At 66.8% G+C, this 13,753-nt stretch carries 13 protein-coding genes; 4 read left to right on the top strand and 9 right to left on the bottom strand.

Annotated elements, in window-relative coordinates:
* The first annotated feature begins 17 nt into the window (after nt 1-17).
* Together trxB and trxA are read left to right on the top strand one after the other, a co-directional pair.
* Complete coding sequence (gene trxB, locus EOV43_RS15180) at nt 18-980, top strand: thioredoxin-disulfide reductase (protein ID WP_128222036.1); 963 nt, start codon at nt 18-20, stop codon at nt 978-980.
* A gap of 97 nt (nt 981-1,077) precedes the next feature.
* On the top strand, nt 1,078-1,401 hold the full coding sequence (gene trxA, locus EOV43_RS15185) for a thioredoxin (protein ID WP_128222037.1): 324 nt from the start codon (nt 1,078-1,080) through the stop codon (nt 1,399-1,401).
* 3 nt (nt 1,402-1,404) lie between these two features.
* On the opposite strand, the gene EOV43_RS15190 is transcribed toward trxA, so the two are convergent.
* Nucleotides 1,405-2,091 carry a GNAT family N-acetyltransferase gene (locus tag EOV43_RS15190; protein ID WP_128222038.1) on the bottom strand — a complete coding sequence of 229 codons (687 nt, stop codon included), beginning with the start codon at nt 2,089-2,091 and terminating at the stop codon, nt 1,405-1,407.
* Nucleotides 2,092-2,211: 120 nt separating this feature from the next.
* On the opposite strand from EOV43_RS15190, the gene EOV43_RS15195 reads away from it, so the two are divergent.
* Together EOV43_RS15195 and EOV43_RS15200 are read left to right on the top strand one after the other, a co-directional pair.
* Nucleotides 2,212-3,426: a pyridoxal phosphate-dependent aminotransferase gene (locus EOV43_RS15195; protein WP_128222039.1), complete on the top strand. Its 1,215-nt coding sequence runs from the start codon at nt 2,212-2,214 to the stop codon at nt 3,424-3,426.
* Nucleotides 3,427-3,527: 101 nt separating this feature from the next.
* Nucleotides 3,528-4,304 carry a lysophospholipid acyltransferase family protein gene (locus EOV43_RS15200; RefSeq protein WP_128222040.1) on the top strand — a complete coding sequence of 259 codons (777 nt, stop codon included), beginning with the start codon at nt 3,528-3,530 and terminating at the stop codon, nt 4,302-4,304.
* Nucleotides 4,305-7,388: 3,084 nt separating this feature from the next.
* Here EOV43_RS15200 and EOV43_RS15205 read toward each other — a convergent pair.
* The 8 genes from EOV43_RS15205 to rpmH form a co-directional block, all read right to left on the bottom strand.
* A complete protein-coding gene (locus tag EOV43_RS15205; protein WP_128222041.1) occupies nt 7,389-8,429 on the bottom strand; it encodes a ParB/RepB/Spo0J family partition protein in 1,041 nt (346 codons plus the stop codon).
* Nucleotides 8,426-9,421 (bottom strand): ParA family protein, encoded by a 996-nt coding sequence (locus tag EOV43_RS15210; protein WP_128222042.1) that lies wholly within the window; start codon nt 9,419-9,421, stop codon nt 8,426-8,428. Before EOV43_RS15210 ends, EOV43_RS15205 begins: the two co-directional genes overlap by 4 nt.
* Nucleotides 9,422-10,086: 665 nt before the next feature.
* Nucleotides 10,087-10,860 (bottom strand): 16S rRNA (guanine(527)-N(7))-methyltransferase RsmG, encoded by a 774-nt coding sequence (gene rsmG / locus EOV43_RS15215; protein WP_239022151.1) that lies wholly within the window; start codon nt 10,858-10,860, stop codon nt 10,087-10,089.
* Nucleotides 10,857-11,378, bottom strand: coding sequence for a Jag family protein (locus EOV43_RS15220; RefSeq protein WP_378529078.1), 522 nt, complete (start codon nt 11,376-11,378; stop codon nt 10,857-10,859). The genes rsmG and EOV43_RS15220 overlap by 4 nt, the downstream gene beginning before the upstream one ends.
* Nucleotides 11,379-11,447: 69 nt before the next feature.
* Nucleotides 11,448-12,401, bottom strand: coding sequence for a membrane protein insertase YidC (gene yidC, locus EOV43_RS15225; protein WP_239022330.1), 954 nt, complete (start codon nt 12,399-12,401; stop codon nt 11,448-11,450).
* Between the two features lie 36 nt (nt 12,402-12,437).
* Nucleotides 12,438-12,689: a membrane protein insertion efficiency factor YidD gene (yidD, locus tag EOV43_RS15230; RefSeq protein ID WP_128222045.1), complete on the bottom strand. Its 252-nt coding sequence runs from the start codon at nt 12,687-12,689 to the stop codon at nt 12,438-12,440.
* Entirely contained in the window at nt 12,686-13,036 is a 351-nt protein-coding gene (gene rnpA, locus EOV43_RS15235; RefSeq protein WP_128222046.1) for a ribonuclease P protein component, read from the bottom strand. Before rnpA ends, yidD begins: the two co-directional genes overlap by 4 nt.
* A 35-nt stretch (nt 13,037-13,071) precedes the next feature.
* Nucleotides 13,072-13,209: a 50S ribosomal protein L34 gene (rpmH, locus tag EOV43_RS15240; protein WP_128222047.1), complete on the bottom strand. Its 138-nt coding sequence runs from the start codon at nt 13,207-13,209 to the stop codon at nt 13,072-13,074.
* Nucleotides 13,210-13,753: the final 544 nt, after the last annotated feature.

A 13,753-nucleotide genomic window follows, 5' to 3' on the forward strand; every position in this document is an offset into this window, starting at 1 on the left:
AGGAGACTCCCCGCGCCATGAGCGACATCCAGCCCCGCAACGTGATCATCATCGGTTCCGGTCCGTCGGGCTACACCGCAGCCGTGTACGCAGCCCGCGCGAACCTCGAGCCCCTCGTCTTCGAGGGTTCGGTCACCGCCGGTGGCGCCCTGATGAACACCACCGAGGTGGAGAACTTCCCCGGTTTCCGTGACGGCATCATGGGCCCGGCCCTGATGGACGAGATGCGCGCCCAGGCCGAGCGCTTCGGTGCCGAGCTCGTCACCGACGACGTCGTCGAGGTCGACCTCACCGGCGACATCAAGGTCGTCAAGACCGCCGACGCGACGCACTACGCCCGCACCGTCATCCTCGCCACCGGCTCCGCCTACCGGAAGCTCGGTCTGCCCCGCGAGGACGAGCTCTCGGGCCGCGGCGTCTCGTGGTGCGCGACCTGCGACGGTTTCTTCTTCCGTGACCAGACCATCGCCGTCGTCGGCGGCGGCGACTCCGCCGTGGAGGAGGCCACCTTCCTGACGCGCTTCGCGAAGAAGGTCTACCTGATCCACCGCCGCGACGAGCTGCGCGCCTCGAAGATCATGGTCGACCGTGCCGAGGCCGACCCGAAGCTCGAGATCATCTGGAACGCCGAGGTCGCCGAGATCCAGGGCGAGGACAAGCTCTCCGGCGTCGTCCTCAACGACACCGTCACCGGCGAGAAGCGCGACCTGGCCATCACCGGTCTGTTCATCGCGATCGGCCACGACCCGCGTTCGGAGCTGTTCAAGGGACAGGTCGAGCTCGACGACGAGGGCTTCGTGAAGGTCGCCTCCCCGTCGACGGCCACCAACCTCACCGGCGTCTTCGCATCCGGCGACCTGGTCGACCACACCTACCAGCAGGCGATCACCGCCGCCGGCACCGGCTGCACCGCTGCGCTGGACGCCGAGCGCCACATCGCCATGCTGGACCAGGCTGCCGCCGAGGCCGCCGCCAACTGATTTCCCACCACGGCGGGGAACACACCTCCCCGCCGTGGTGTTCACTTGTACGTGGGCGTCACCGCGCCCCAGACGAACCAACCAGTGAGGAACACTGATGTCCAACCTCTCCGCCGTCACCGACGTCACCTTCGACGCCGAGGTGCTCAAGTCCGACAAGCCCGTCCTCGTCGACTTCTGGGCCGAGTGGTGCGGGCCGTGCCGTCAGGTCGCCCCGATCCTCGACCAGATCGCTGGCGAGCACGGCGACAAGATGACCTTCCTGAAGATGAACGTCGACGAGAACCCCGTGACCCCGGCCCAGTACCGCGTCACCGGCATCCCGACGATCAACGTCTACTCCGGTGGTGAGCTCGTGAAGTCGATCGTCGGCGCCAAGCCGAAGTCGATGATCCTCAAGGAGCTCGAGGGCCTCATCTGATCCTCACCCGGATCTTCCACCGGCCGCCGTGCCCGACCTCGTGTCGGGACCGGCGGCCGGTGTCATTTCTGCGCCCACGGCCCCGGGTCGCAGACCTCCCGGTCGCAGCGCCGTCCACGTCCGCGCCAGGACGGCCTGAAGCTCAGTGGTCCACCACCGAGTCCCGCGCAACTCCATCCGCATCCGGGTGACGCCACCGCGTCGTCGTCGCGGGGTGAAGCCGACGGCCCCCAGGAACCGGGTCGACAGGACGACGCCGTGACGCGCTGCCCGGCCACGCCACCGGCGGCTCGCCCCGTACGCCTCCAGTCCGGCGACGTCGCGCACGACGAGGTCGCGTGCGGTCGCCTGCAGCAGCATTCGGGCGCCACCACCACCACGAGCCTCCGGAGCGATCCAGACGGCCACCAGCACCACCGCGTCGTCCGCCGGGGGCCCTGCGGGGACCTGGGCCAGTCCGGGCAGGTGCGAGGCCGGTGCGTGCACGAGCGCTCCGACGACGCGGTCGTCCCACACCAGAGCCCGGCCACACGTTCCGCGCTCCGCGAGCACCACCTCGATCCACTCCCGCCCGTCCCGTTCTGCATGACGGGGGTCCTCGCGGAGGCGGGTCCACGGCAGCGCACCGGCGACATCGTCGGGAAGCGCGTCCCACAGCGCGGGGGTCAACGGCACGGTGGTGCGGCTCATCGCGTCCTCCTTCTCGCGTCACCGGAGGTGACTCCGGGGACACGCCCTGTGACACGCCCTGTGACACGTCAGACGTGCTCATTCGATCGTAGATGGACCTGCACCTGAGAGGATGAGGTCGTGCGCCCGATTCGACAGAGCAAGAAGCTTCAGAACGTCCGATACGACGTCCGCGGTCCGATCCTCGAAGAGGCCAAGCGGATGGAGGCACAGGGTCACAAGATCCTGAAGCTCAACGTCGGCAACACGGCCCCGTTCGGTTTCGAGGCGCCGCCCGCGATCCTGTCGAGCATGGTCGCCCACCTGCCGGAGGCCCAGGGCTACTCCGACTCCAAGGGCATCTACTCGGCTCGCACCGCCGTCATGAACTACTACCAGTCGCACGGCCTGCTGGACGTCGGCGTCGACGACATCTTCATCGGCAACGGTGTCTCCGAGCTCATCACGATGGTGCTGCAGGCCTTCGTCGACGAGGGCAACGAGATCCTCGTCCCGGCCCCGGACTACCCGCTCTGGACCGGCGCCGTGTCGCTCTCGGGTGGCACCCCGGTCCACTACGTCTGCGACGAGGAGAACGGCTGGAACCCCGACCTCGCCGACATCGAATCGAAGATCACCGAGAACACCCACGGCCTGGTCGTCATCAACCCGAACAACCCCACGGGCGCGGTGTACTCCGAAGAGACCCTCCGCGGCCTCGTCGACATCGCTCGTCGTCACGACCTCGTCATCTTCGCCGACGAGATCTACGAGAAGATCCTCTTCGAGGACGCGGTTCACCACCACCTCGCGAAGATCGCCGGGGACGACGTCCTGGTCCTCACTTTCTCGGGTCTCTCCAAGGCCTACCGGGTCTGCGGCTACCGCGCCGGCTGGGTGATGATCAACGGACCCAAGGACCTCGCGTCCGACTTCATCGAGGGTCTGACTCTGATGGCCAACATGCGTATGTGTGCCAACGTCCCGGGCCAGCACGCCATCCAGACGGCACTGGGCGGCTACCAGTCGGTCGAGGAGTACATCGGTCCCGGCGGCCGCTTCTACGAGCAGTCGATGCTGGCCTACCGCCTGCTCAACGAGATCCCCGGCGTCTCCTGCACGAAGCCGATGGGTGCGCTCTACGTCTTCCCGAAGCTCGACCCCGAGGTCTACCCGATCGACGACGACGAAGCGTTCGTCCTCGACCTGCTGCGTTCCAAGAAGCTGCTCGTCACCCACGGCACGGGCTTCAACTGGATCAAGCCCGACCACTTCCGACTGGTCACCCTGCCGGACGCCAGCGTGCTCGAGGAAGCGATCGGCCGCATCGCCGACTTCCTCGCCACCCGACGCTGACGGTATCGGCCCCCTTCCCTGCCCTAGGCTCTGCGCAGGCGCCACACGGCGCCGCGCAGGGCCCAGGGCCCTCGTCCCCGAGTGCAGGAGTTCCTCGACGCATGCGCGACATCACCTACCCCGCCGTCATCGTGGCGGCCAAGACCCTCTTCAAGGTCCTGGGTCAGAAGATCACCGTCACCGGTGCGGAGAACATCCCGCGCGAGGGTGGCGCGCTCCTCGCCTTCAACCACATCGGCTACGTCGACTTCGTCTACGGCGGGTTCGCGGCCCAGCCCGCCGGCGGTCGCCTGGTCCGATTCATGGCCAAGAAGGAGGTCTTCGACCACCCCGTCGGCGGCCCCATCATGCGCTCCCTGCACCACATCCCGGTGGACCGCGGTGACGGCATCGCCTCCTTCCACCACGCCGTCGACTTCCTCAAGAAGGGTGAGCTCGTCGGCATCTTCCCCGAAGCCACCATCTCGCGTGCGATGGAACTGAAAGAGATCAAGAGCGGTGCCGTCCGCATCGCCCAGGAGGCCGGCGTCCCGATCATTCCGGTGGCCCTGTGGGGCACCCAGATGATGATGACGAAGGACCGCCCCAAGGACTTCAAGCGCGGCAAGCGCATCTCGATCATCGTCGGCGAGCCCTTCGTCCCGACCGGCGACGACGCCAACGCTGAGACCGAACGCCTCCACGGCATCCTCTCCGGACTGGTTGACGAGGCCGTCGCGACCTTCCCTGAGTCCGAGCAGCCGGCTGGTTCCTGGTGGGTTCCAGCTCGCCTCGGCGGCGGCGCCCCGACCCTGGAGCGCGCCAAGGAGATGGACGACGAAGAGCGCCGCGAGCGCGCCCGTCGACGTGCAGAGAAGCGCGCTGCGAAGAAGAAGTGAAGCCCACCGGGCGGGCATGTTTCACGTGAAACATCGAATGCCCGCTTGATGGTCAGAGCACTCGGGTCGCCCGAGACCTCTCATGACGGAGCCCCTCGCCGCCACCGCGGTGAGGGGCTCCGTCGTTCCTACTGCCTCACTCCGCCAGCACCACGGACCCACCCTCTGATGCGTGCCACTGCCCATCGGTAGAGCGCTCTCGGGCTCTCTCCTGGCCCCTACTTCTCTCTCCGTGACCCACCGCCCAGTGATGCACCGGGAGCACCATGCTCCCCTCCCCTTCTCGTCACGGCCCCGCACTCGACAGGCGATCGCCCCTTGACCCGCACCGGATCCGGACGCCCTGAGAGCGTCCGCGAGGCTCACGCGGTCCACTTGCTGCGACACCAGGGCGCGCCGCCGATTGCCCCTCCCCGGAAGCGCGGGAGAGTCCTCCCTGCCGGATCCAACGCGCCCTCGCAGGCATCAACATCGCACTCTGGCGCGGTCGTCAGCGCACCTCTCCCCGCCCCCTGCGCAGTGCACCCAGATGTTCACCGCGCCGATCCGTGTTCCTCGCGCGGGCACAGCGGACCCGGATCCACGCCCTCATGGATCTCCCCGCAGCGACCTTGGGGACTCGCGGCAAGCGAGTTCAGAGGGCTCGACCGACCACATCGGTTCAGCGCATCACCGCCACCAAGGCCTCCTAACACGGCACTATGGCGCGACTCGGCGTGACCCGGCCACCCTCGCGCCCCCTGATGATCAGCTCCGACTCTCCGATCCGACGGACCACAGCGCGCCTCACTGTCGGTCACCAGACGACGCTCCGGCCTTTCCCAGGTGTTCCGATGGCCATGCGGAAGCCAGTCCGTTGTCGTCACCCACTCCCCTGAATGCGGCCTTCAATCCCTTCCCTTCGGTGCCCCGAATGGCGTCCGCGAAGCGGCGAATCTCTGCTCCTTCATGCACGACGACAGTCGATGTTTCACGTGAAACACGGGCCAGGTAGCCACCCGAGTGCCCCGCGAGTGCCCGCCCAATCAGCCCCCCCCCGGGCGCCGATCACTGGTCCACACTCGCTGCATGTGGGCCGCCGACACCCGCTCAGGTCGCAATGTTTCACGTGAAACACGCACACATAGAGAGCCCCAGTGAACTCCTGACACCGCATCCCACGACGCTTTCGGTCACCCCATTTCGATCCCTCGGCCCTGCACTCGAACACCCTCCAGGTGCCCAGACGCGAGCGCGACACCACCTGCCCCACTGTCCGCCGGAGCCGCGCAGAGCCCTCGGCCTGCGTCTCCGGGGGTCCGGTGACCGGCCTGCCAGAACGCCGAACTGGCCACGTTCGCGGTCCCGTTTCCCTGCCACTTCCCGCTTCAACAGCACCTCGATCGTCCCAACCAGAGGCCTTCAGCCCATCCACCCCTCCTTGAACCAGCCCCTCCCGTGGCCCCACCGCGACCTCGCGCGTGCCCGACACACGCCACTCCGGACCCCACACACGCATCGATGGCGTCGCCCACGGCGCACCGGATACCCTCAGGCGTCCCCGCTTGGCCCGAGAAATCTGCGTCCGAGTACGGGACACAGGGCCCTCACATCGCCCTGGAGGGGGGCTCCCTGTCAGTCCTTGAGGGCCCGAAAGGCGCCGAAGGCATGACTCGTCACATCTCTCCTTCACCCTCGAGCACATCCCCAGAGGTCTTTCACTGCCCTCCACGCGGGCTACTTGGGGCATCCAACGCCTCCCCCGCGACCTCCACCCATCCCGGCATCCCCCTGGCAAAGTGACCCCCTGAGGCCACGGGCGACGCCCGTCGCGAGGACTCCGCTCGACTTCACAGGGCCAATTCGAATCCCCACCCGGGTCGCTCGCGGCCCTCAGTGGACTCCTCCCAAGGCGCATCGAAGGCACGCGCACCGCGATCTGACACGACTTTTCATCCCGAACCAACTGCCCCCAGGCCTCGTCGACAGAGGTTTCGCGCCCCCGCCGGGCAACCCGCAAGGCCCCGCAGGCCCCGGGAGATTCGAGCCCGAGTGGCTCGGACGCAGTGCCGACCAGCTAGGTGGCGGGTACTCCGGCACCTCGTTCGAGACAGTCGAGGCATCTGCCGGACGACGCCATCAGCTCTCGGCGACCTCTTGCCACTTCAACCGAGCCACACTGATCAACGCTAAATCTGTTGCATTGCTCAACAAAACACCCTGAAAGCGCCTCGAAACTGAGCCGAGTTGCACCCCTGGGGCACGTGGTCAACTCGCCTCAAAATGGCCCTGAGAGAACTATGAGAATGATTCTCAATTGACTTCATGGACTCAGTGCACCGCCGGGGAGCAGCCGGGGAGCAGATCCAGTTCCATGCTGTCAGCGGGCGATGACATCGTCGCCCACGGATCGCGGTCACCCTGGCATCACGGCGGCATCGCCTTGGTATGGCCCTGGCACCACCGTGCGAACCACGGCCGCGACTCCAGCCCTCGCCGCCACCCGGACCACTGGAGAGATGTCACCGCAGCACTTGTCGATGCCACCATCAAACGTTTTGTCGACACATCGATCAAGCAATGGAGTCATTCTGGGTCCGTGTCCACTGAGCCTCTCGATCACGCATCACGCCTGGGCATCCGCCAAGGTCCAGTGGTGCACGAATCCAGTGGTGCACGAATCCAGTGGTGCACGAATCCAACGGTGCACGAAGCTCGACCCCAAGGCGTCTCGGCGCGCGAAGGCATCCTCGACGGTCCGTGTTCACGGGCGCAGTTCCCGGTGCGAGTTCTCCTCACGTGCACCCCGGACCTGCCTCGCACGCCCACCTCTGCCCCGCGGCACTCCGACGTGCGCCATCCAGGCCTACTTCGGGGCCGATCAGGACGCGGCCCGCCCCCTGGAGCAGCCCACCACGGGGCCACCACGGGGCCATCACAGGGCCACCCGCGGTAGCCACACATGCATACATCTCTTTGTCGATTTATATGCAAGCCGTCTTATCTGTTCATGTACTAATCGATTCGCTGCCATGTAGGCGAAAATGCATCGGAGGGCGCCCGCACTGCGAGCACCCTCCGATGAAACTGCAGGTCAGAGACCTTTCAGGAGTTGGGGTCCATCAGGTCGACGATCCGCTGGAGGTCCTCAAGCGTCGCGAACTCGACGGTGATCTTGCCCTTGTTCTTGCCCATGTCCACCTTCACACGGGTGTCGAAGCGGTCGCCGAGACGGTCCGCGAGCTCCAGTGCCTGGGGCGCGATCTGCTTCGGCTCGCGCTTGACGGGCTCCTTCACGTCCTCCACGCCGAGGGCAACGATCTCCTCCAGGCCACGGACGCTGATCCCCTCAGCGACCACGCGCTGTGCGAGGCGGTCCTGCAGGACGCCGTCGTCCAGCGCCAGCAGTGCACGCGCGTGCCCGGCGGACAGGACGCCGGCAGCAACGCGGCGCTGCACGGCCGGAGTCAGCTTGAGCAGACGCAGCGTGTTGGAGATCTGCGGACGCGAACGGCCGATCCGCTGGGCGAGCTCCTCGTGCGTGCACCCGAAGTCCTCCAGGAGCTGGCCGTACGCAGCCGCCTCCTCAAGGGGGTTCAGCTGGGCGCGGTGGAGGTTCTCCAGGAGCGCGTCCCGGAGCATGTCGCCGTCCTCGGTCTCACGGACAATCGCGGGGATCGCGGTGAGGCCGGCCAGCTGGGAGGCACGCCAACGGCGCTCACCCATGATGAGTTCGAACGAACCGTCGCCGTCAGGACGGACGACGATCGGCTGGAGCAGACCCACCTCGGTGATCGAGTGGACGAGCTCGGCGAGTGCCTCCTCTTCGAAGACCTCTCGCGGCTGCCACTTGTTGGGGCGGATCGAGGTGATCGACAGCTCTCGGAAGTGCGCTCCGACGGCGGGGGTCGCGATCTCCATCGGCGGGATCTGCGGGCGCCCAGAGCGCGTCTGACGGGGCTTGGCGGCCTTCAGGGGCGGCACGGGAGTGCCGGTGGCGTCCAACGCCTCCGGACGCGACTCAGCGATCGTGACGGCAGCGACGGAGTGGACAGCGGGCTGCTCCTCCTCGACCACGGCGGTCGGGATCAGCGCACCGAGACCACGTCCCAGACCGCGTCGAGCCTGCTTGGGCTGCCCACTCATGCCTTGCTCCCCCGTGTAGCGATCTCGCGCGCAGCAGCCAGGTAGGCCAGCGCTCCCGGCGAGGCCGGGTCGTAGGTCATCACAGTCTGCCCGTAGGACGGCGCTTCCGAGACACGAACGGAGCGAGGAATCATCGAGTCCAGCACGATGTCACGGAAGTGCTCACGCACCTCGCTGGCGACGTTGGCCGCGAGGTTCGTGCGGCCGTCGTACATGGTGACGAGGATCGTGGAGACGCGCAGGCGCTGGTTGAGGTGCTTACGGACCATCTCGACGGTCTCGAGGAGCTGTCCAAGACCCTCCAGCGCGTAGTACTCGGCCTGGATGGGGATGACCATCTCCTGGCCTGCGACCAGTGCGTTGAGCGTGAGGAGTCCCAGTGACGGCGGGCAGTCGACGATGACGAAGTCGAAGCGGTCCTCGCCGACCTCGGCCGCGGTGCCGACCAGCGGGTGCGCCTCGATGGCTCGCTGCAGACGGCTCTCGCGGGCAACGACGCTGACCAGCTCGATCTCGGCGCCGGCGAGGTCGATCGTGGCCGGGACGACCTTCAGGTTGGGCAGGTCGGGGCAGTCGGTGATGACGTCCTCGAGTGCCGCACCCTCGACCAGAATGTCGTAGGTGGAGGGGGTGCCACGGTGGTGGTCCACGTTGAGTGCCGTGGAGGCGTTGCCCTGCGGGTCCAGATCGATGACGAGGACCCGCTGGCCGAGCTGTGCCAGGCCTGCGGCGAGGTTGACCGTCGAGGTGGTCTTGCCGACGCCACCCTTCTGGTTGGCCACCACCATGATGCGCGTGCGGTCACCGCGCGGCGGGCCGTTGAGGTAGAGCTTGCCGTGACGCGCGAGGACGGAGTGCTCCGCAGCGCGGGCCAACGGAGTGCTGTCGTCAAAGCCGGTGCTCCCAGACTCGGCGATCTGGGCCGCGGTCCGGAAGGCCGGACGGGCGGGCTTGGCCGCGGGAGCGGGCGTCGCCTGGGCGCTGGAAGTCATGGAGGACACTCCTGGGGTGGCATCATTTCGACCGGCGCCGCCGCCGGCCGTCCTGCGCAATTCTCCACCATGTGCGGGCGCCGCAGACGGTTCGGGCTGCAATCCCGAGAGAAGAGCATCATAGGGATCACTCATCGGACGACGCGCCTGGCGCATGCCCAGTCCAGGGTCGATCTCGTGGTCGTCTGCTGATTCGGCTCCGAGGCCGCCCAGCGCATCGATCAGATGGGCCGTGGTTTCACGTGAAACCGTGGCGTCCTCCATCTTCGAGTCCAGTGAGTACTGACGAGACTCCACTTGTGGATAACTCCCTAAATCTGTGGATTGTTACGCTCGATGGCCGGAGGTGAGCGGTGGAAAACCCTTGATCGCCATGTCGACACAGCCGCCCGCGTCCCCCTGTGAGGCGTCCGGCTCACTGACATCTTGCCCCATGGACGCGAAGGTGTGCATGGCGCAATCAGAGTGATCTGTGATTCAACTACTTGCGTGCCCAGAGATACCTCGGGGAACCACACGTCCCGTCACACCATGCAACGGCGCAGGCGTGCTTCACCAATCTCAGGTACCGGGGTTTCCTGGTCCTGCGTGCCGAACGCCGAAGGGCCGACCACCTCGGGAGAGATGGCCGGCCCTTCCATGTCGACGTCAGGCGACGAAGGGCGTCACACGACGCGCTTCTTGCCGCCCTTGCCGGACTTCTTCTTCGCCTTCTTCGACGCACCGGCCTTGCGGATCAGGTGCGACGGAAGACGACCCGGGTCCGCCCAGCTGATGTGGATCGCGTTGGTGGGGACCTCGCTGATGCCCTCGCCCAGAGCCGTGACGACGGGCTCGGCGCACAGGAACTTCTCCAGCACCGGGCGCGCGATCTCGATCTCCTCGCTCACCGAGGAACCCTTGAGGGCGACGAGGCGACCGTGCGGGGCCACCAGCGGCATCGACCACTCCAGGAGGCGGTCCAGCGGAGCGACCGCACGCGAGGTGACGACGTCGAAGGTGCGCTCTCCGTGCAGCGCGTCGGCGCGGCCACGGACCACCTCGACGTTGGTGAGTCCCAACGTCTCCACGACCTCGTTGAGGAACGTGGTGCGACGCAGCAGCGGCTCCACCAGGGTCACCCGCAGGTCGGGGCGACCGATCGCCACCACCATGCCGGGCAGGCCCGCACCGGTGCCGATGTCGGCGACCGAGGAGCCCTCGGGCAGCTCGGCCATCAGGACGCCGGAGTTGAGCAGGTGTCGGTCCCACAGTCGCGGGACCTCGCGAGGCCCGATCAGGCCACGCACGACGCCGTCGGTCGCCAGCATCTCTGCGTAGCGGGTGAGGTCGTCGAGTCGGTCGGACGCGAACACCCCCCGCACCGACTCCGGAAGAGCCGGCAGGGGGGGCGTCACGCGGGCGTCGTCAGCCGCGCCCGAGGCAGCTTCGTTGCTCACGCCGGCAGGATCACCACGTGGCGACGGGGCTCAGCACCCTCGGACTCGGAGACGAGTCCGGAGGCGGTGACCTGGTCGTGGACGACCTTGCGCTCGAACGAGCTCATCGGCTCCAAGGAGACCTTCTGGCCGGTCTCCTTCACCTGGGCGATGAGCGTGGTGGCGAGGGCGATGAGCTCCTCACGCTTGGCGGCGCGGTGACCCGCGACGTCCAGCATCAGGCGGGAACGCTCGCCGGTCTCGCGGTAGACCGCGAGACGGGTGAGCTCCTGCAGGGCCTCCAGCACCTCGCCGTTGCGGCCGACGAGCTGGGACAGGTCGCCACCGACGATCGACACCGAGGCACGGTCGCCCTCGACGTCCATGTCGATGTCGCCGTCGAGGTCGGCGATGTCGAGGAGTTCCTCGAGGTAGTCGGCGGCGATGTCGCCCTCCGCCTCGAGTCGCTCGAGCTTGCTCGGACGCGGGGTGGTCTCCACCTGCTCCTCGACGACGCCGTCGTTGATGGTCTCGCTCACAACTGCTCCTGCTGTGTAGGGAACTGCGGCTCGGCCTTCACAGGCACCCGCCGCGGACATCGGTGTGGGTCAGCGCTTCTTCTTGTTGGGGCTCTTCTGGCCACCGGTGCGCTGCGAACGCGGCTGGTTCTTCGGCTGCTGGCGCTGGGCCGGGCGGCGCTCGTCGTCCTTCTCCAGGACGACGGTGCCGGCGACGACGTCACCCTCGAGCGGGGCGAGGCCCTTGCGGGCGCGCTTCTCGGCGTCACGCTTGACCTTGGCCTCGGCGGCCGGAGTACCGGGCGTCGGGTTGTTGCGGATGACGTAGAACTGCTGGCCCATGGTCCACAGGTTCGAGGTGGTCCAGTAGATGAGCACCGCGATCGGGAACGCGATGCCACCGATGCCGAAGACGAGCGGAAGGACGTAGAGCAGGATCTTCTGCTGCTGCGCCATCGGGCCCTCGAGGGCCTGCTTCGACATGTTCTTCGTCATCAGCTGACGCTGGGTGAGGAACGTGGTGGCGGTCATGGCGAGGACCAGCGCGACGGCGGCGATGATCACCCAGAGGTTGCCGTCATTGTTGATCAGGGTCAGCTTGATCGGGATGTGGCCGAAGAGCTCGGCCGAGGCGAACTGCTCGGCCTGCTCGACGCTCATGATGCCCTTGGCCTTGCCGTCAGCAGCGTGGTCAAGGAGTCGGAACAGAGCCAGGAAGATCGGCATCTGGATGATGAGCGGCAGGCACGAGGCCAACGGGTTGGTGCCCGCCTCGCGGTAGAGCTCCATCGTTTCCTGGGCGAGCTTCTCGCGGTCGTGCCCGTACTTCTTCTGCAGCTCCTTGACCTTGGGCTGCAGTTCCTGCATGTTGCGCGTGGACTTGATCTGCTTGACGAACAGCGGGATCAGGGCCGCGCGGATGACGAGCGTCAGACCGACGATCGAGATGACCCAGGCTGCACCACTGTCGGGTGCGAAGACCTGGCTCGCAAGCTTGTGGAAGGCCACCATCACCACGGAGATGGCGTAGTAGAGCGGCGTCATGATGGCGCTGCCGATGGCTCCGAAGAAGGAGAACACTCAGGCTCCTCGTGTAGGGGTCGTTCCCGCCTTGTCGCGGCGGGGAGGAACAGGGTCGTATCCGCCGGGGGACCACGGGTGGCACCTACCGAGGCGGCGTACGGCGAGCCAGGAGCCCTTCAGGCTCCCGTGCACGGTGACGGCTTCGAGCGCGTACGCCGAGCAACTCGGGTGATAGCGGCAGACCTGACCGTACAAAGGGCTGATGAGGGTCCGGTAGACCTTCAACAGCCCGATGAGGAGGTACTTCACGACCTGTGCCCGTCAGCGACCAGGCGTCCGAGTGACTTCACGAGGTCTCTGGTGAGTGTCTCGTGATCTGCCTCTGCTGATGCCGGATTCGCCCTGACCACGAGTACGCCAGAACCCGGGAGCTCCTTGAGGTGCTCCCGGGTCAGGTGTCGCAGTCGCCGCTTGACGCGGTTGCGAACGACGGAGTTGCCCACGGCCTTGCTCACCACGAAGCCCACCTCCGCGGACTCGAGGTCTGCGTCGGGGAGCCAGTGGAGCACCAACGTGCGAGAACCGGCCCGCGTACCCCTGCGGGTCGCGAGCCGGAATGCCTCACTGCGCGTGAGACGCGCTGAACGTGGCAGCACGGATCACACGTCTACGTCGGTCGTGGGACCGGCCGTCAGACGGTCAGGCTCTTGCGGCCCTTGTTGCGGCGCGCCGAGAGAATGGCGCGGCCTGCGCGGGTGCGCATGCGCAGACGGAAGCCGTGCACCTTGTGACGGCGACGGTTGTTCGGCTGGTACGTACGCTTGCTCACGAGAGTTCTCCAGGGTCTGGTTTCAACGGGTGTCCACTCCGACGAAAAGCTGTACCGCCGAGGTTTCGGCTGGCACCGCTCTCCCGCGGAACACGCCCGTATGTGGGAGTGATTCTTTCCGTGGACGTGCGGCACCGGTCGACAACAAGTGGACATCGGGTGACCTTGCAAATGTACGCGGGGTGCCAACGAGGGTCAAACCCGCGGGCGTCCAGTCTGCCCCGGAGGGTCAGGCCGACTGCAAATCGTCGATCGGGGCGCTGTGGATGACGGCTTGCTGACAGAGTCCCGCGTTGTTAGCGTCGGGCGGTCAACAGCCTGTGGAGAACTCTCGCGAGGACCCCTCCCCTGGGCTCGTGAAGCGGGTCACCAGATCGGCATCCACCTCTCTGACCTGCACCGATGGTGCTTCGGAGGATCTGGGCCACCCCCACCTCACGGGTCGACGTCATGAAAATCGGGCAACATGCACAACCTGTGGATAAGGTTGTGGAAGTCACCCGACCGCCCGGGGTCGTAACACTTCGGCACCAGTTAGTACATG

Source organism: Nocardioides yefusunii (genome assembly GCF_004014875.1).
Taxonomy (GTDB): domain Bacteria; phylum Actinomycetota; class Actinomycetes; order Propionibacteriales; family Nocardioidaceae; genus Nocardioides; species Nocardioides yefusunii.